This is a genomic window from Amycolatopsis camponoti, assembly GCF_902497555.1.
Lineage (GTDB): Bacteria > Actinomycetota > Actinomycetes > Mycobacteriales > Pseudonocardiaceae > Amycolatopsis > Amycolatopsis camponoti.
In genome coordinates, this window is record NZ_CABVGP010000003.1 from 1,455,924 (window position 1) to 1,472,713 (window position 16,790).

Below are 16,790 nucleotides of genomic sequence, written 5' to 3' on the forward strand. Positions count from 1 at the left end.
GCCGCCGAAACGTCCGGGACGAAGGTCCTGAACTGCTGTGACCGAGGTCCTGTGAACCGCCCCCGGAGTTCTCACCAGGACCTCACTGCCTACCCTCAACGGGGTGAACTCCGTGACCGAGCTGGCGATCTCCGGACCGCTGCTGCTCGCCGCGGGCGTCGCGCTGCTGGCCGGGACGATCTCCTTCGCCTCGCCCTGCGTGGTGCCGCTGGTCCCCGGATACCTCGCGTACCTCGCCGCGCTCGTCGGGGCGGACGCCCCCGCGGTCAGCGCCGACGAGGAGCGCAAGAAGGGCCGCTGGGCCGTCCTGGGCGCCGCCCTGCTGTTCGTGCTCGGGTTCACCGTCGTCTTCGTCGCCACGCTGGGCACCCTCGTCTGGCTGGCCGACACGCTCACCCTCAACCAGGACCTCCTCCAGCGCATCGGCGGCGTCCTGACCATCGCCATGGCGATGGTCTTCCTCGGCTGGATCCCGGGTCTGCAGCGCGAGGTCCGCTCGCACCGCGTCCCGGGCGGCGGCGTCTGGGGCGCCCCGCTGCTCGGCGCGATCTTCGGCCTCGGCTGGACGCCCTGCATCGGCCCGACGCTGTCCGCCGTCACCACGCTGGCCAGCGCGACCGGCGGCGCCGAGGCCCGCGGCTACCTGCTCATCGCCGTCTACTGCCTCGGCCTCGGGCTGCCGTTCCTGCTGATCGCGCTCGGCGCCCGCTGGGCCGTGCGCGCCACCGACTGGGTGCGCCGGCACGGCCGCCAGGTGCAGATCTTCGGCGGCGCGCTGCTGCTGATCGTCGGCGTCCTGCTGGTCACGGGCGTGTGGGGGGATCTGATGGGCTGGCTGCGCAACGAGCTCGCCGGTGACCTGAGGCTGCCGCTGTGACGACCACGGAGGCACCCCCCAAGACCCCGCAAGGCCCGACGCCCGCGAAGCGCACGTTCGCCTTCGTGCGCAACACCTGGCGCGGCCTGACGTCGATGCGCACCGCGCTCGTCCTGCTGTTCCTGCTCGCACTGGCCGCGCTGCCGGGCGCGCTCCTGCCGCAGCGGAAGCTCAACGCCCCCAAGGTCGACGAGTACATCAGTGCCCACGGCTGGTGGGGCACCCTGCTCGACAAGCTCGAGTTCTACGACGTCTACTCCAGCATCTGGTTCTCGGCGATCTACCTGCTGCTGATGATCTCGCTCATCGGCTGCCTGACCCCGCGCAGCTTCGACTACGTCAAGGCGATGCGCGCCAAGCCGGTGCTGACCCCGCGCAACCTCGCGCGGATGCCGCACTACCGGCTCGGCCGCGGCAAGTCCGACGTCGGAGCCGAGATCGCCGCCGTCCACAAGCACCTGTCCGGCTGGCGCCGCGTCGAGCGCGAGGAAGCCGACGGCGTCCGCACGATCTCCGCCGAACGCGGGTTCCTGCGCGAGACCGGCAACCTGATCTTCCACTTCAGCATGCTCGGCCTGATCGTCTTCTTCGCCCTGGGCAAGCTCTACGGCTACGAAGGCCAGGTCATCGTCCAGGCCGACGGCGACAGCTTCTGCAACTCCGGCATCTACAACTACGACTCCTTCAACGCGGGCCTGCGCGTCGACGGCACCGACCTCGACCCGTTCTGCGTGAAGGTCGACGACTTCACCGTGCGGTACACCCCGGCCGGCGAGCCGGAGTACTACCACGCGAACATCCAGTACCAGTCCGGCGGAGACCTCGACACGAACACCTGGCGGCCGTACGGCCTCGAGGTCAACTCGCCGCTGCGGACCGCGGGCGACCGCGTCTACCTGCTCGGCCAGGGCTACTCGCCGCAGTTCACGGTGACCTTCCCCAACGGCGACAAGCGCACCCAGAACACGCAGTGGCGCACGGTCGACCCCACCACGATGCTCGCCGAGGGCGCGACGAAGTTCGACCAGCCCGGCGTCACCGACGAGGTGCAGCGGCGGACCCGCCAGCTCGCCATCACCGGGCTGTTCGCGCCGACGTCGTTCCTGCACGGCAACGTCCTGACGTCGTCGGCGCCGGAGCTGAAGGACCCCGCCGTCGCCGTCGACATCATGCGTGGCGACCTCGGGCTCGACGCCGGGCGCGGGCAGTCGGTGTTCGAGATCGACCAGTCGCTCGTGGACGACGGGCGGCTGAAGAAGATCGCCCGCGAGAACATGAAGGTCGGCCAGGAGATCAAGCTCGACGACGGCACGAAGGTCCGCTTCGACGGCGTCAACCACTGGGTCTCCCTGCAGGTCTCCCACGACCCGACGCAGGGCTTCGTGCTCGGCTTCGCCATCTCGATGTTCCTCGGTCTCGGCGCGTCCTTGCTGGTCAAGCGCCGCCGGCTGTGGGTGCGGGTGAAGCCGGGGACCGAAAACGACCCCGGTACCGTGATCGAGGTAGCCGGACTGGCCCGTACCGACCAGGCGGGGTACGGCGAAGAGTTCCACCGGATCAGCGAGCGCCTGATCAGTGGTCAGAAGGGCTGAGGCAATGCCGATCAACGAGACGCTGTCGCAGTACAGCGACTGGCTGTACACCACCGCCGCGGCGATCTACGTCGTCGCGCTGATGATGACGCTGATCGAGCAGGGCTTCGGCGCCAAGGGCCGGCTCGCCACCGAGCGCGCCAAGCTCCGCGCGCGCGAGCTCGTCGGGGCCGGCGGGCCGCCGATCGAGGAGGTCCAGGCCGCGCAGCGCCCGACCGGCCGCGCGGAGCGGATCGGCAAGATGGGCGCGTCGCTGCTCGTGCTCGGCGCCCTGCTGCAGCTGTCGGCGATCGTGCTGCGCGGGCTCGCCGTGCACCGCGCGCCGTGGGGCAACATGTACGAGTACGGCATGGCGGTCACCTTCATCACGGTGGTCACCTGGATCGTCGTGATGTGGAAGTTCCCGGTCCGGCACCTCACCGGCTTCCTGCTGCTGCCCGTCGTGATCCTGATGTTCATCAACGGCACGCTGCTGTACACGACCGCGGCGCCGGTGCAGCCCGCGCTGCAGTCGTACTGGCTGGTCATCCACGTCTCGGCGGCCATCATCGGCTCCGGCGTCTTCCTGGTGCCGGGCGTCGCGAGCGTCCTGTACCTGTTCCGCGCGGCCTACGAAAAAGACGAGACGAAGTTCGCCCGGTTCGCCTCGAAGCTGCCCGCGGCCGACGTCCTCGACCGGATCGCCTACCGGACGACGATCTTCGCCTTCCCCGTCTTCACCTTCGGCGTGCTCTGCGGCGCCGTCTGGGCCGAGTCGGCCTGGGGCCGCTTCTGGGGCTGGGACCCCAAGGAGACCGTCGCGTTCATCGCCTGGGTCATCTACGCGGCCTACCTGCACTCGCGGGCGACCGCCGGCTGGCGCGGGGCCCGGGCCGCGGCGATCAACATCGTCGGGTTCGCCGCGATGATCTTCAACCTGTTCTTCGTGAACCTCGTCACGGCGGGCCTGCACTCGTACGCCGGGGTGGGCTGAGCGGACCGCGGGTTCGCCGACTACCGTCGTCGCCAGGGGGAACGATGTCGGGCGGAGTGCGCGGAGGTTTACACCGGTGACCGGACCCAGCGAAGAATCGGCTCCTGGCCACCCCGAACAGGTCGAGCCGCAGCCCGAGGGGGCCAAGCCGAGCCTGTTCGCCGAAGACCGGACGGACTCGCACCCGCACCCCGAGACGTCCGGGGCCTTCGACGTGCAGCCGACGCAGGCGGTGCCGCCGCCGCCCAACCCGGCGGTGTCCGGGCCGCACCAGGTGCCGAACCCGGCGGTGTCGGGCCCGCACCAGGTGCCGAACCCGGCCGTGTCCGGCCCGCACCAGGTGCCCCAGGGCTACGGCTACGACCAGAACCTCCCGCCGCTGCAGCCGCAGTACGGCGACCCGGCGCAGCAGTACGCCCAGGCGCACGCCCAGTACCCGCAGCAGCCGGGTCAGCCGGGTCAGCCTTCGGGCCTGCCGCAGCCCCAGGGCGGCCGGCACGCGGCGCCGCCGCAGCAGCCGGGCCACGGCCACGACCTGTCGACCGCGCACCTGGTCAAGCAGGTCAAGCGGCCCCCGCAGTCGGGCTGGCGCAAGGCCGTCTACGTCGGCACGGGCAAGCTGATCAACCCGGGGGAAAGCCCGGCGGACACGCAGCGCCGTGACCTCATCGCGCGGGTCAACCAGCCGCTGCGCGGGTGCTACAAGATCGCGATGCTGTCGCTCAAGGGCGGCGTCGGCAAGACGACGGTGACGACGACGCTGGGCGCGACGTTCGCCTCGCTGCGCGGTGACCGCGTGGTGGCGGTGGACGCCAACCCGGACCGCGGCACGCTGTCCCAGAAGCTCCCGCTGGAGACGACGGCGACGGTCCGCCACCTCCTGCGCGACGCGGCCCGCATCACGCGCTACAGCGACGTCCGGTCGTACACGTCCCAGGGCTCCAGCCGGCTGGAAATCCTCGCGAGCGAGCAGGATCCGGCCGTTTCCGAGGCCTTCTCCGAGGACGACTACCGGCGCACGGTCAACCTGCTCGAGCACTTCTACAACATCGTGCTCACCGACTGCGGGACCGGCCTGATGCACTCGGCGATGAAGGGCGTCCTGGACGTCGCGGACGCGCTGGTCGTGGTGTCGTCCGGCTCGGTCGACGGTGCCCGCAGCGCTTCGGCGACGCTCGACTGGCTCGAGGCCCACGGGTACGGCGAGCTGGTGAAGCGCTCGGTGGCGGTGATCAACTCGGTCCGTCCCAAGGGCGGCTCGGTCGACCTCGACAAGCTGTCGGCCCACTTCGGCGCGAAGGTCCGGGCGGTCTGCAAGGTCCCGTTCGACCCGCACCTGGAAGAGGGCGCGGAGATCGAGCTGGACCGCCTGTCCGGCGACACCCGCCTGGCCCTGCTGGAACTGGCCGCCACGGTCGCCGACGGCTTCGCCACCCCGCTCTCGCAGGGCTACCGCTGAGGTCGTGAGTGGGAAACAGGGTTAGAACCCTGTTTCCCACTCACGACAGGGCGCGGCAGACCCGCAAAGCCTGGTCAGGAGTCTTCGTCCCGGCGTTTGCGCTGCTGTTCGGACAGCTGGCGCAGGAAGTCGGGGTCGTCGTCCGGGGCGATCGGGGCGCGGCGCGGAGGCGAAGTGACCATCCGCTGACCGGCGAAAGACCGCCACAGGAGCAGGGCGACGACCAGCGCGCCGACCGCCGCGAGCAGAGCGAGCATGCCGGATCCTTCCGTGTGGGTCCCCCGAGGTTAACCCGTCGAGCCGGTTTCGGCCCGAACCCCGTCGGGCGGGGTGACGACCAGGACACGAAGGGCCGCGCGGGGCGGGGAAAGTCCCCGTACCCGACACGGCCCGGCGCTCGAGATGGTTCAGGCCTTGCGGGCCGGTTCGCTGGCGTCCGTGGTCAGCTCCGCGAGGAGCTCGTTCACCTCGGACTCCCGGAACCGCCGGTGCCCGCCCGGGGTCCGGATCGAGCCGATCCGGCCCGCGGTGGCCCACCGGGTGACCGTCTTGGGGTCCACTCGGAACAGTGCTGCCACCTCACCAGGGGTGAGCAGTCGTCCGCCCATCGTCGCGGTCATTTTCCGCCTCCTTAACGACCTCACTGCTATACCGGAGGCGTCCGGGCCCTTCTGGCCCGTTCCGCCGGGGTAGCCAACACGGCAATCGTTGCACTTCACCCGTCGGGTACTCGAACGGTTGTCCAAGAGTAAAGAGCCCTTAAAGGTCAAAACGGACAGGTTGCTTACGTTGTGCAACTAATTTCCGGTGACCTGACGTGCTCAGATGTCGTTCGACCCGGTCATCGGCCGCGAGGCATGGTCTCAATGGGGGATTGTCCAACCGCATAGAGTGATGCCGTGGATCAGTTGGACCGGAAGATCATCGCAGCGTTGCGCATCAACGGACGGGCCACGTACGCCGACCTCGGGCGGGCCGTCGGCCTCTCCGCGTCGTCGGTGCACGAGCGGGTCGGCAAGCTGGAGGCCGGCGGCGTGATCACCGGCTACCACGCGGTCGTCGACCCGAGCTCGGTCGGCCTCGGCGTGACCGCCCTCGTCGGCATCCATCCGACCGACACCGCGACCGAAGACGACGTCGCCGACGCGCTCGGCGAACTCGACGAGGTCGAGAGCTGCTACGCGGTGGCGGGCGACGAAGCGTTCGTGGTCAAGGTGCGCGTGGCGACCGTCGACGAGCTCGAACGCGCCCTCGGCCGGCTCCGGCGCATCCCCGGCGTCGGGCGGACGAACACGACCGTCGTGCTCTCGACGCGCTTCGAGGGCCGCCCGAACAACGCGGGCCTGCAGCGGGACCGGCAAGGCGGCGCGTAGCCTGCGTTGGTGTGAGCGACGAGAAGCCCCCACAGCTGGCCCGTGACCTGACGCTGTACCTGCTGGCGCGGTTCGTGCTGGTCGCGGCGATCGCGTGGGTGCTGTCCCTGGTCGGGGTGCCGCTGCTGGTCGCGCTGGTCGTCGGCCTGGTGGTCGGGCTGCCGCTGGGCCTGCTGCTGTTCCGCCCGCTGAACGCCCGCGTCACGGCCGGCCTGGCGAAGCGCAACGAGAAGCGCGCCCGGGCCCGTGCCGACCTGCGGGCGCAGCTGCGCGGCGACGTCTCCGGCCACTCCGAATGAGCCGCCTGCACGCCCGCAGCTGGGTCCGCGAGGCCGTCCGGATCATCGAAGCCGACGCGAACCGCAGCGCCGACACCCACCTGCACGTCTTCCCGCTGCCCCCGGAGTGGGGCATCGACCTGTACCTCAAGGACGAGTCCGTCCACCCGACCGGCTCGCTGAAGCACCGGCTGGCGCGGTCGCTGTTCCTGTATGGGCTCGTCAACGGCCAGATCGGGCCGGACACCGTGCTCGTCGAGGCCTCCAGCGGCTCGACCGCCGTGTCCGAGGCCTACTTCGCCCGCATGCTGGGCCTGCGCTTCATCACCGTCGTGCCGCGGCGCACGTCGAAGGAGAAGATCGCGCTCATCGAGTTCTACGGCGGTGAGTGCCACTACGTCGACGAGGCGCCGGCGATGTACCCCGAGGCGGAGCGGCTCGCGGCCGAGTGCGACGGGCACTACCTCGACCAGTTCACCTACGCCGAGCGCGCGACGGACTGGCGCGGCAACAACAACATCGCCGAGTCGGTGTTCGCGCAGATGCGCTCGGAGCGGCACCCGGTCCCGGCGTGGATCGTCGTCGGCGCGGGCACCGGCGGCACGAGCGCGACCTTCGGCCGGTACGTCCGCTACAAGCGCCACACGACGAAGATCTGCGTCGTCGACCCGGAGAACTCGTCGTTCTTCGGCGCCTGGGAGACGGGAGCGCTCGACTACGCGACCGGCATGCCGTCGCGGATCGAGGGGATCGGCCGGCCGCGCTGCGAGCCGTCGTTCGTACCGGGCGTCATCGACGAGATGTTCCAGATCCCCGACGCCGGCTCCCTGGCGGCGATCCGGCTGCTGCGCGAGCGCACCGGGCACTGGGCGGGCGGCTCGACGGGCACGAACCTCTACGGCGCGTTCCGGCTCATCTCGCGGATGGTCGAGGACGGCCAGGCGGGCAGCGTCGTGACGCTGCTGTGCGACGGCGGCGAGCGGTACGCGCACACGTACTACAACGACGACTGGGTGGCGCAGCAGGACCTCGACCTGGCGCCGCACGCGGCGTTGTTCGAGGAGTTCCTGACGACGGGGAAGTTCGTCCCGGAGAGCTGATCCCTTGTGGACAGTGGAGTACCTAGGGTTTTCCGCGCATACCTAGGTTCTTCTCGTCATGGTGGCCGCCGCGCGTGAAGATCTACCGTGGCCGGGCGCCGACGAGGGGCGGCGGGTCCCCGGAGGTCGCCGTGTCCGCTGTCCCCGAACGTCCCGTGTCGAAGTGTCCGCTCGCCCACCGCGCCGGCGGTGACGCGGGGGTGAGCATCGTCCCGATCCGGTCCCGGCCGGTCGACCGCCGGACGGCCCTGCGCCGCACCGGCGTCGTCGCCGGCGCGATGGCCGCGCTCGGCACGCTCGAGCTGGTCTCCGGCTTCGCCAGGGTGCCGGTGCGGATGGCCTGGGCCGCCGATGACGTCGCCTTCCCCGACGTCCAGTTCGACCTCGGTCCCTTCATGCCGCCCGCGCAGACCCTGGACGGCGTCCCGGTCGGGATGCCGCCCATCCACACCACCTTCGTCACCGCGCGGCTGGGCCGGGCACCGTCCAAAGCGGACGCGGGCCGGATGGAAACCGCCTTGCGCACCATCGAAGGCAACTACCCCTACGCGCCCGGTGGCGTCTTCACCCACGTCGCCTACAGCGACACCTACTTCGCGCGGTTCCCCGCGGCGCTCGTGAACGCGCACCTGCCGCGCACGCTCGCCGGGAACCAGCCGGTGCTGAAGCGGGCCGTCGCGGGCCCCACGGACGTCGCGCCCGGCGCGCACGCGCTCGAACTGCGGCGGCCCGAGTTCACCGTGCCGCTCGTGCTGGAGAACAACGACGTCCTGTTCACCGTCCGCGGCGACGACTGGAGCTACGTGGCCGACGTCGTCGCGTGGCTGGGCGGCAGCGGCCGGCTCGTCGGCCGCCCGATCGCGTCGCCGCGGTTCGACGCGGGGATGACGATCACCTCGTCCCGCGCGATGTTCGTGCAGATGGGCCTGCCGCGGTACCTCGCCGACGCCAACCGGCTGCCGTTCGCTTCGTTCGTCAACCCGTTCTCCCCGATGTGGATGGGGTTCGCCGACCAGCAGGTGGACGCGAGCGCGCCGCCGCAGGACGTGACCTTCGTGGGCGGCCACGGGATCCGGCTGACGAACGCCCAACCCGGCGGGTACTTCGACAACGGTGCGGTGCAACACCTTTCGCACGTCCTGCTCGACCTCCAGCAGTTCTACGTGGACGGCCGCGACCCCGAAGAGGACGTCGACCACCGCGAGAACTTCGGCGAGCGGCTGCAGTACATGTTCCAGTCACCGGCACAGGTGCCCGAGGACCCGGCCGACCCGTTCCTCGACGGCGGTGGCCCGCGCAGCCTCGGCATGCGCGGCGCGGTGCTGCGGAACCTGTTCAACGGCCGGGACTACGCGCGCACGAGCGCCGAGCGGTTCGCCCGCATCGGGCACGTCTCGCAGCTGCACCGCACCGGCCGGACCGCCGAAGGCCGCCCGATCCACCTCCGGATCGACGGCCCCGGCTTCGACGCGATGGACGTCCGCGGCGGGCGCAACACACCGAAGCTGCAGTTCTCCGGATTCTTCCCGAGCGCCGACTTCTTCGCGGATCTCCGGCGCAGCCAGGCTTCCGTCGATCTGCTGGACGAATTCGGCCTCGAGGAGGAGGACCACGGCCTGGAACGTTTCATCACGGCGACCCGGCGGCAGAACTACCTGGTTCCCCCGCGGCGGCACCGCGCGTTCCCGCTCGTCGAGCTGACCTGAGGCGACAGAACCACCATTTGGTCCAGACCCTTTCGCGGGCGGGTGTGCGAAACTGTCGAACGGGCGGTTCGCGAGGGGAGCCGACCGGATCGAGGTAGGGCATGGCGACGAAGCCCGCCGTACGCGTCGTGGTGCAGCACGGCAACCGCCTGTTCCGCGAGCTGCTCGCGGAGAACCTGGCGCGCGTCCCCGGCGTCGCCGTCGTGGGGACCGTGCCGTCCCGGACCCGGCTGGCCGAAGTGTGCGCGGGCCGGACCCCGGACGTCGCCGTCTTCGAAGCCGACGCGGGCGGCTCGGATCCCTTGCCCGCGCCGGTCCGGCTGGTCGGCCTGGGCGACGGCGGACCCACGAGCGCGGGGACGGCCGCCGTCGTGCCGTACGGCAGCGGCCTGCGGGTCCTGCTCGACGTCATCAAGCAGGCCGGCGCCCGGACGCCGGCGCTGACCACGCGGGAGCGGCAGGTGCTGTGCCTCATCGGCGCCGGTCACACCCCGCGGCAGGCCGCGGCGGTGCTGGGGATCAGCCCGCGGACCGTCGAGAACCACAAGCAGCAGATCTTCGCGAAGCTCGACGTCCACAGCCAGGCGCACGCGGTCGCCCACGCCGTCCGGCTCGGCCTGGTCGGTGCGCCGGCCGAGCTGCCGGGGCCGTACCCGTTGTCGCTGACGCGGCGGGAGCGCGAGATCCTGGCGGCCATCGGCGCCGGCCACACGACCCGGCAGACGGCGTCGGAGCTGGGGATCTCGGCGCGGACGGTGGAAAACCTGCAGGGCGCGCTGTTCCGCAAGCTGCGGGTGCACACGCGCACCGCGGCCCTCGTCGCCGCCCACGACCTGCGGCTGATCGAGGTCTAGAAGCTCAGCGCGACCGCGGCCAGCACCGCCCAGGCGAGCATCGCCAGGCCCGTGTCCCGCAACGCCGGGATCAGCTCGCGCCCGTGGGCGCCGCCGGCGACCGCGCGGACCGACTTCAGCAGCATCGGTGCCGTCAGCAGGGTGATCAGCACCAGCGGGTGGAAGATCCCGAGCACGACGCTCAGGACGTACGGCACCGCGATCAGCGTCAGGTACAGCCGCCGCGTTCCGCCGTCCCCGAGGCGGGTCGCGAGCGTGCGCTTGCCGGACTCGACGTCGGTCGGGATGTCGCGCAGGTTGTTGGCCGTCAGCACCGCCGTCGAGAAGCTGCCGACCGCGACCGCGCCCGCCAGCGCGGCCCAGCTGACCCGGCCCGCCTGGACGTACACCGTGCCGAGGACGCCGGCCAGCCCGAAGAACACGAACACGGCGATCTCACCGAAACCGTAGTAGCCGTAGGGCTTCTTGCCGCCGGTGTAGAACCACGCGCCGAGGATGCAGACCGCGCCCATCGCGAGCAGCCACCAGAGCCCGCTGAGGGCGACGAGCACCAGGCCCAGCACCCCGGCGAGGCCCAGCGCGACCAGCGCCGCGGTCAGCACGGCCTTCGGCGCGGCGACACCCGAACCGACCAGCCGCAACGGGCCGACGCGGTTCTCGTCGGTGCCGCGGATGCCGTCGGAGTAGTCGTTGGCGTAGTTGACGCCGACGATCAGCGAGAGGGAGACCAGCAGCGCCAAGGCCGAGCGCCACCACGAGAACGCGTCCAGCGCGATCGCCGCGCCGACGCCCGCCACCACCGGCGCCACCGCGTTCGGCAGCGTCCGGGGCCGCGCCCCTTCGATCCACTCGCTCAAGCTCGCCATGGCGCCATTCAACGCCATGGTGATCACCCGCGAGCGAGAGCCCGCGAAGTCAGTCCGTGGTCGGCAGCTGCCAGGTGAGCGTGCCGCTGTTGGGATCCGCTCCGGGCGGGTCGGCCAGTGCGGCGCCCACGGGAAGCAGGAGCCCCAGTGTGACGGCGGTCCCGACGAGGGCCGTTCTCATCCAGCGCGTCATGGTGAGTAGCCAAGCGGGTGCACGCCGTACATGTCAACGAAGTGCCGCCATTCAGCCGCTCAAACCCGACTGAAGTCTCGCTTTCACCGCCGCGCGGTCGATCTTGCCCGGCCCGCGAAGGGGCAGCTCAGCGCCGTATTCGACGCGTTTCGGCGTGGCCGCCGCACCCAGCTCGGCCCGGACGGCGGCGCGCAGTTCGTCCGCTTCCCGAGGTTCACCCTCCGGGACGACCAGCGCCACCACGGCCTCGCCCCACTCCGGGTCCGGCAGGCCGACGACGCAGGCGTCGCGCACGCCCGGCTGGGCGCCGAGCACCCGCTCGATCGCGTTCGCCGACACCTTCACGCCGCCGGTGTTGATCATGTCGTCGGCCCGGCCGAGGACCTCGATCCGGCCGTCGTCGTGACGAACCCCACGGTCGGACGTCGTGAACCAGCCGCCGTCGAAGGACTCCGCGGTCAGGTCCGGACGCAGGCGGTAGCCGTGCGCGAGGACGTCGCCGGCGATGCGGATCCGGCCGCCGTCGAGGTCGACGCGGACGCCGTCGAGCGGGAAGCCGTCGTAGACGCAGCCGCTGGCCGTCTCGCTCATCCCGTAGGCGGGCACGATCCGGACGCCGGCGTCGGCCGCGCGCTCGCGCAGGGCCGCCGACGTCGCGGCCGCGCCGACCACGATCGCGTCGAACGCCTTCGCCGCGGCCAGCCCGGCGCCGCCGTCGTCGAGGAGCCGGACCAGCTGGGTCGGCACGAGCGCTGTGTACCGCGGGCCGCTCTTGAGCCGCGCCGCCGCGGCCGCGAAGTCGTCCGGCCGGAAGCCCTGGCCGGTGAGCAGCGCCGGGGTGGTGCCGGCCAGCAGCGACCGGACCAGCACCTGCAGGCCGCCGATGTAGTGCGCCGGGGTGGCCAGCAGCCAGTGACCGGGGCCGCCGAGCCGCGCGTGCGTGGCCTCGGCGGACGCGACCAGCGCGCGGGCCGAGAGCAGCACACCCTTGGGCGCGCCGGTCGAGCCCGAAGTGGCGATGACCACGGCGGTGTCCGCCTCGGCGGGCTCGCCCGGCTTCATGGCATCGCGCAGCGCGGGGTCGGTGAAGGGCAGCACGGCCCGGCCGCCGCCCAGCGCGTCGGCGATGGCCCTGGTGAGGGCTTCGAGCGACTCCGCGGAGCCGTCGAGCTCGATCGGGAGCAGCTCAGTAGTAATAGGGGACGTCCTTGAAGTCGGGGTCACGCTTCTGGAGGAAGGCGTCACGGCCTTCGACGGCTTCGTCCTGCATGTACGCCAGCCGGGTGGTCTCGCCGGCGAACAGCTGCTGGCCGACCATGCCGTCGTCGGTGAGGTTGAACGCGTACTTGAGCATCCGCTGGGCCGTCGGCGACTTGCGGGTGATCTCCCAGGCCCAGGTCAGGGCCTCTTTTTCGAGATCCGCGTGCGGGACGACGGCGTTGACCGCGCCCATCTGGTGCATCTGCTCGGCGGAGTACTCGCGGCCGAGGAAGAAGATCTCGCGAGCGAACTTCTGCCCGACCATCTTCGCCAGGTAGGCCGAGCCGTAGCCGCCGTCGAACGAGCCGACGTCGGCGTCGGTCTGCTTGAACTTCGCGTGCTCGGCCGAGGCGAGCGTGAGATCGCACACGACGTGCAGGGAGTGCCCGCCGCCCGCGGCCCAGCCCGGCACGACCGCGATCACCGGTTTCGGCAGGAACCGGATCAGCCGCTGGACCTCGAGGATGTGCAGCCGGCCGGCCCGCGCGGGGTCCACCGTGTCGGAGGTCTCGCCGCTCGCGTACTGATACCCGGAGCGTCCGCGAATACGCTGGTCACCACCGGAGCAGAACGCCCACCCGCCGTCCTTGGGCGAGGGGCCGTTGCCGGTGAGCAGGACGCAGCCGACGTCCGAGCTCATCCGGGCGTGGTCCAGCGCCCGGTAGAGCTCGTCGACGGTGTGCGGCCGGAAGGCGTTGCGGACCTCCGGACGGTCGAACGCGATGCGCACCACGCGTTTGCCACCGCGGTTCTCGGCGGAACGGTGGTAGGTGATGTCGGTGAAGGCGAAACCGTCGACCTCGGTCCACGCGGCCGGGTCGAACAGCTCGGAAACTCGGGCGTCATCCACGTTTGGGAGAATAGGACCTGTGGACACTTGTGATCTGCTTGGAGCCTGCCGGTGAACCCTTCCACCGCGCAGGCCAGGGTGATCGTCGACGAACTCGTCCGCAACACCGTTTCGCACGTCGTCCTCTGCCCGGGCTCCCGCAACGCGCCGCTGTCGATCGCGCTCTATGACGCGGCGGCGGCCGGGAAGCTCCAGCTCCACGTCCGCATCGACGAGCGCGGGGCCGCCTTCCTCGCGCTCGGCATCGCCGCCCGCACCGGCCGTCCGGTGGCCGTGCTCTGCACGTCCGGCACCGCGGCCGCGAACTTCCACCCCGCCGTTCTCGAGGCCGACCGCGCCGGCGTCCCGCTGATCGTCCTGACCGCCGACCGGCCGCCGGAGCTGCGCGCGGCCGGGGCGTCCCAGGTCATCGACCAGCACCAGCTCTACGGCAACGCGATCCGCTACTTCGACGAGCTGGCCGTCGCCGAGCGGCGGGCCGGCCAGAACTCGTACTGGCGCAGCCAGATCTGCCGGGCGTGGAACGCCGCCTACGGCGAGTGGCGCTGCGGGCCGGTGCACCTGAACATCCCCTTCCGCGAGCCGCTCGTGCCCGATCCGGACGATGACGGCGAGTGGTACGAGTCCCTCGACGGCCGTCCCGACGGCTCCCGCTGGACCGAGCTGCCGGACTTCGGCGCGCTGCCGTCGTTCGTGGTGCCCTCGGCGCGCCACGGCCTGGTGATCGCGTGCGACACCGGCGTCCAGGCGGCCAGCGAGTGGGCCGAGCAGCACGGCTGGCCGGTGGTGTCGGAGACCGGCGGGCTGGGGCTGTCGGGCGGCACGGCGATCTCGTCCGGCGCGTGGCTGCTGGGCGTCGAGGAGTTCATCGCGAAGCACAAGCCGGAGCAGGTGCTGTGCCTCGGCCGGCCGACGGTGTTCCGGCAGATCCAGAAGGTGATCTCGGACCCGTCGGTCGAGGTCCTGCTGGTGCGCCCGGACTCGGACTGGCCGGCGCCCGCGCACAACGTCCGGCAGGTCGGGCAGTGGTTCGACGAGCCGACCAAGCCGGCCGACCCGGAGTGGCTGGCGAGCTGGCGCCGGGCGGACGCGGCGGCGTCGTCGGCGGTGACGTCGATGCTGGATACGGAGCCGTGGCCGTCGGGGCTGCGGGTGGCGTCCGAGCTGGTCGACGCGCTGCCCCCGGACTCGCTGCTGGTGGTGGGCTCGTCGAACCCGACGCGGGACGTGGCGCTGGCCGGCCGGCTGCGCGCGGACGTCCTGGTGCACCGCAACCGCGGGGTGGCGGGCATCGACGGCACGGTCTCGACGGCGATCGGCGCGGCGTACGTCCACCGCGGGCCGTCGTACGCGCTGCTGGGCGACCTGACGTTCCTGCACGACGCGTCGGGTCTGCTGACGGGCCCGGCGGAGCAGCGCCCGGACCTGACGATCGTGGTGTGCAACGACGACGGCGGCGGCATCTTTTCCCTGCTGGAGCAGGGCGCGCCGGAGCACGCGGCGAGCTTCGAGCGGGTGTTCGGGACCCCGCACGGCGCGGACCTGGGCGCGTTGTGCGCGGGGTACCGGGTCCCGCACGTGGTGGCTGAGACGCTGACGGAGTTCCGCGCGGCCCTGCGGCCGGCGCCGGGGCTGCGTGTCGTCGAGGTCCGGGTGGACCGCTCCCGGCACCGCGACCTGCACGGACGCCTGCGGGCGGCGGTGTCGAGCGCGGTTTCGGCGGTCTGACGGATCGACACGGCCGTCTCGGTGGAAAACGGCACGTCAAGCGGTTTCCGATCTTGATCCCAGTAGGCAAGAACCTTCCTTTGGCTGTACCTGGCACCTCCTTGGCTGGCTACGTTCGAGCGCGCTGATCCTCACCCGTTGGAGGGATTCGAATGCGTGCAAGAACTCGCACCGGCCTCGGTGTGCTCGCGGCCGGGGTCGCCTCGGTGCTGCTCGCCGGTACCGCCAGTGCGGCCCCGGCGCCCGGTGCTCCCGGCGTCGGTGACTCGTACTACCCGAACGCCGGCAACGGCGGGACGGACGTGCTGCACTACGACATCCGGCTGACCTACCAGCCCGCGACCGACGTCCTCGCCGGCACCACCACGCTGCTGCTCACCGCCACGCAGGACCTTTCGCGGTTCGACCTGGACTTCGCGCTCAAGGCGTCGAGCGTCCTGGTCAACAACCGCCCCGCGCAGTTCGCGAACCAGAACGGCAACGGCGAACTCGTCGTCACGCCGGCGCAGCCGCTGCTCAAGGGCCAGACCGCGACCGTCGTCGTCGCCTACTCGGACACCCCGTCCACCGAAAAGGTCGACGGGCTCAACGCGTGGAAGAAGGGCTCCTTCGGCGCGCTCGGCGTCGACGAGCCGCAGAGCTCCGCGTGGTGGTTCCCGGCCAACGACCACCCGACCGACAAGGCGACCTACGACGTCACCATCGAGGCTCCGGACGACAACGTCGCCGTCACCAACGGCACGCTGGTCCGCACCACGAAGCAACGCGCCGGCTGGACCCGCTGGCAGTGGCGCAGCACGAAGCCGCAGGCCACGTACCTGACGTCGTTCATCGTCGGCAAGTACGAGCTGAACCAGTCGACGACGCCGGACGGCAAGCCGTTCATCACGGCGTACGGGTCCGACCTGGGCGACTCGCTGTACGCGGCGAAGGCCAGCGTCGAGCGGACGCCGGAGATCGACGCGTTCCTGGCGACGCAGTTCGGGCCGTACCCGTTCGAGGCCGAGGGCGGCGTCGTGACCAGCGGCATCACGTTCTCGCTGGAGAACCAGACCCGGCCGACCTACGGCGCGCGCAACTTCCGCGCGGGCTCCAACACGACGCTGATCGCGCACGAGAACGCCCACCAGTGGTTCGGCGACAACGTCTCGCTCGGCCGCTGGAGCGACATCTGGCTGAACGAGGGCTTCGCGTCGTACGCCGAGTGGCTCTGGTCGGAGCACGAGGGCGAGGGTTCGGTCGCCGAGCTCGCGCAGTACACGTACGACTCCAACCCGGCCGACGGCGACCTGTGGAAGCTCGTCCCGGCCGACCCGGGCGCGGACAACCAGTTCGACAACGCCGTGTACGACCGCGGCGCGCTGACGCTGCAGGCGCTGCGGACGGCCGTCGGCGACGAAGCGTTCTTCAAGATCCTGCAGACCTGGCAGGTCCAGAAGGGCGGGTCGCACGGGCGCATCCAGGAGTTCATCGCGCTGGCCGAGAAGGTTTCGGGCAAGCCGCTGTACGACCTGTTCCAGACGTGGCTGTACACGGCGGGCAAGCCGGCGGTCGGCCCGAACGGCGCTTCGCCCGCCGCGTTCACGGCGCGTTCGGCGTCCGTGAAGCCGAAGTCGTACGACCAGATCCAGGCGAACCACCGGAATCTCGCCGCCGAACACGCGCACTGAGCGGGACCGCT

17 protein-coding genes are annotated in these 16,790 nt (G+C 71.2%); 11 read left to right on the forward strand and 6 right to left on the reverse strand.

Going from position 1 to position 16,790, the window contains the following annotated elements; all coding sequences use genetic code 11:
- The first annotated feature begins 103 nt into the window (after window positions 1-103).
- The 4 genes from AA23TX_RS43530 (at window position 104) to AA23TX_RS43545 (ending at window position 4,901) form a co-directional block, all read left to right on the forward strand.
- Window positions 104-877, forward strand: coding sequence for a cytochrome c biogenesis CcdA family protein (locus AA23TX_RS43530; protein ID WP_155548751.1), 774 nt, complete (start codon window positions 104-106; stop codon window positions 875-877).
- A complete protein-coding gene (gene resB / locus AA23TX_RS43535) occupies window positions 874-2,469 on the forward strand; it encodes a cytochrome c biogenesis protein ResB (RefSeq protein ID WP_155548752.1) in 1,596 nt (531 codons plus the stop codon). The genes AA23TX_RS43530 and resB overlap by 4 nt, the downstream gene beginning before the upstream one ends.
- 4 nt (window positions 2,470-2,473) lie before the next feature.
- Window positions 2,474-3,442: a c-type cytochrome biogenesis protein CcsB gene (gene ccsB, locus AA23TX_RS43540; RefSeq protein ID WP_155548753.1), complete on the forward strand. Its 969-nt coding sequence runs from the start codon at window positions 2,474-2,476 to the stop codon at window positions 3,440-3,442.
- A 76-nt stretch (window positions 3,443-3,518) separates the two neighbouring features.
- Window positions 3,519-4,901 carry a MinD/ParA family ATP-binding protein gene (locus AA23TX_RS43545; RefSeq protein WP_155548754.1) on the forward strand — a complete coding sequence of 461 codons (1,383 nt, stop codon included), beginning with the start codon at window positions 3,519-3,521 and terminating at the stop codon, window positions 4,899-4,901.
- A gap of 74 nt (window positions 4,902-4,975) precedes the next feature.
- Here AA23TX_RS43545 and AA23TX_RS43550 read toward each other — a convergent pair whose 3' ends face one another.
- Both AA23TX_RS43550 and AA23TX_RS43555 read right to left on the reverse strand, forming a co-directional pair.
- Window positions 4,976-5,158 carry a hypothetical protein gene (locus tag AA23TX_RS43550; RefSeq protein ID WP_155548755.1) on the reverse strand — a complete coding sequence of 61 codons (183 nt, stop codon included), beginning with the start codon at window positions 5,156-5,158 and terminating at the stop codon, window positions 4,976-4,978.
- Between the two features lie 150 nt (window positions 5,159-5,308).
- Window positions 5,309-5,521: a BldC family transcriptional regulator gene (locus AA23TX_RS43555; protein WP_072474890.1), complete on the reverse strand. Its 213-nt coding sequence runs from the start codon at window positions 5,519-5,521 to the stop codon at window positions 5,309-5,311.
- A 279-nt stretch (window positions 5,522-5,800) separates the two neighbouring features.
- Between AA23TX_RS43555 and AA23TX_RS43560 the strand changes: the two genes are divergently transcribed.
- From AA23TX_RS43560 to AA23TX_RS43580, 5 genes are all read left to right on the forward strand, one after another.
- The gene (locus tag AA23TX_RS43560; protein ID WP_196425859.1) at window positions 5,801-6,274 is read left to right on the forward strand and encodes an Lrp/AsnC family transcriptional regulator; all 474 of its coding nucleotides are present in this window, start codon (window positions 5,801-5,803) and stop codon (window positions 6,272-6,274) included.
- Window positions 6,275-6,285: 11 nt separating this feature from the next.
- Entirely contained in the window at window positions 6,286-6,573 is a 288-nt protein-coding gene (locus AA23TX_RS43565; protein WP_155548756.1) for a DUF4229 domain-containing protein, read from the forward strand.
- Entirely contained in the window at window positions 6,570-7,652 is a 1,083-nt protein-coding gene (gene cds1, locus AA23TX_RS43570) for an L-cysteine desulfhydrase Cds1 (RefSeq protein WP_155548757.1), read from the forward strand. The genes AA23TX_RS43565 and cds1 overlap by 4 nt, the downstream gene beginning before the upstream one ends.
- A gap of 74 nt (window positions 7,653-7,726) precedes the next feature.
- A complete protein-coding gene (locus AA23TX_RS43575; protein WP_155548758.1) occupies window positions 7,727-9,358 on the forward strand; it encodes a DUF7405 family protein in 1,632 nt (543 codons plus the stop codon).
- Between the two features lie 101 nt (window positions 9,359-9,459).
- A complete protein-coding gene (locus tag AA23TX_RS43580; RefSeq protein ID WP_155548759.1) occupies window positions 9,460-10,212 on the forward strand; it encodes a response regulator transcription factor in 753 nt (250 codons plus the stop codon).
- On the opposite strand, the gene AA23TX_RS43585 is transcribed toward AA23TX_RS43580, so the two are convergent.
- The 4 genes from AA23TX_RS43585 to AA23TX_RS43595 are packed head-to-tail and all read right to left on the reverse strand — an operon-like array spanning window position 10,209 to window position 13,381.
- Entirely contained in the window at window positions 10,209-11,078 is an 870-nt protein-coding gene (locus AA23TX_RS43585; RefSeq protein WP_196425860.1) for a 1,4-dihydroxy-2-naphthoate polyprenyltransferase, read from the reverse strand. The two genes, AA23TX_RS43580 and AA23TX_RS43585, sit on opposite strands and share 4 nt — an antisense overlap.
- A 49-nt stretch (window positions 11,079-11,127) precedes the next feature.
- On the reverse strand, window positions 11,128-11,271 hold the full coding sequence (locus AA23TX_RS49850) for a hypothetical protein (RefSeq protein WP_196425861.1): 144 nt from the start codon (window positions 11,269-11,271) through the stop codon (window positions 11,128-11,130).
- Between the two features lie 51 nt (window positions 11,272-11,322).
- The gene (gene menE, locus AA23TX_RS43590; protein WP_196425926.1) at window positions 11,323-12,456 is read right to left on the reverse strand and encodes an o-succinylbenzoate--CoA ligase; all 1,134 of its coding nucleotides are present in this window, start codon (window positions 12,454-12,456) and stop codon (window positions 11,323-11,325) included.
- Between the two features lies 1 nt (window position 12,457).
- A complete protein-coding gene (locus tag AA23TX_RS43595) occupies window positions 12,458-13,381 on the reverse strand; it encodes a 1,4-dihydroxy-2-naphthoyl-CoA synthase (RefSeq protein ID WP_155548761.1) in 924 nt (307 codons plus the stop codon).
- 51 nt (window positions 13,382-13,432) lie between these two features.
- Here AA23TX_RS43595 and menD point away from each other — a divergent pair, with 51 nt between their 5' ends.
- The gene (gene menD, locus AA23TX_RS43600; protein ID WP_196425862.1) at window positions 13,433-15,109 is read left to right on the forward strand and encodes a 2-succinyl-5-enolpyruvyl-6-hydroxy-3-cyclohexene-1-carboxylic-acid synthase; all 1,677 of its coding nucleotides are present in this window, start codon (window positions 13,433-13,435) and stop codon (window positions 15,107-15,109) included.
- A 152-nt stretch (window positions 15,110-15,261) separates the two neighbouring features.
- Complete coding sequence (locus AA23TX_RS43605; protein ID WP_155548763.1) at window positions 15,262-16,779, forward strand: M1 family metallopeptidase; 1,518 nt, start codon at window positions 15,262-15,264, stop codon at window positions 16,777-16,779.
- Window positions 16,780-16,790: the final 11 nt, after the last annotated feature.

Bases quoted from the DNA above. Each gene is read 5' to 3' on its own strand.
- AA23TX_RS43580 (WP_155548759.1), top strand. From the start codon at position 9,460: ATGGCGACGAAGCCCGCCGTACGCGTCGTGGTGCAGCACGGCAACCGC.
- AA23TX_RS49850 (WP_196425861.1), bottom strand. From the start codon at position 11,271: ATGACGCGCTGGATGAGAACGGCCCTCGTCGGGACCGCCGTCACACTG.
- ccsB (WP_155548753.1), top strand. From the start codon at position 2,474: ATGCCGATCAACGAGACGCTGTCGCAGTACAGCGACTGGCTGTACACC.
- AA23TX_RS43585 (WP_196425860.1), bottom strand. From the start codon at position 11,078: ATGGCGAGCTTGAGCGAGTGGATCGAAGGGGCGCGGCCCCGGACGCTG.
- AA23TX_RS43550 (WP_155548755.1), bottom strand. From the start codon at position 5,158: ATGCTCGCTCTGCTCGCGGCGGTCGGCGCGCTGGTCGTCGCCCTGCTC.
- AA23TX_RS43605 (WP_155548763.1), top strand. From the start codon at position 15,262: ATGCGTGCAAGAACTCGCACCGGCCTCGGTGTGCTCGCGGCCGGGGTC.
- cds1 (WP_155548757.1), top strand. From the start codon at position 6,570: ATGAGCCGCCTGCACGCCCGCAGCTGGGTCCGCGAGGCCGTCCGGATC.
- AA23TX_RS43555 (WP_072474890.1), bottom strand. From the start codon at position 5,521: ATGACCGCGACGATGGGCGGACGACTGCTCACCCCTGGTGAGGTGGCA.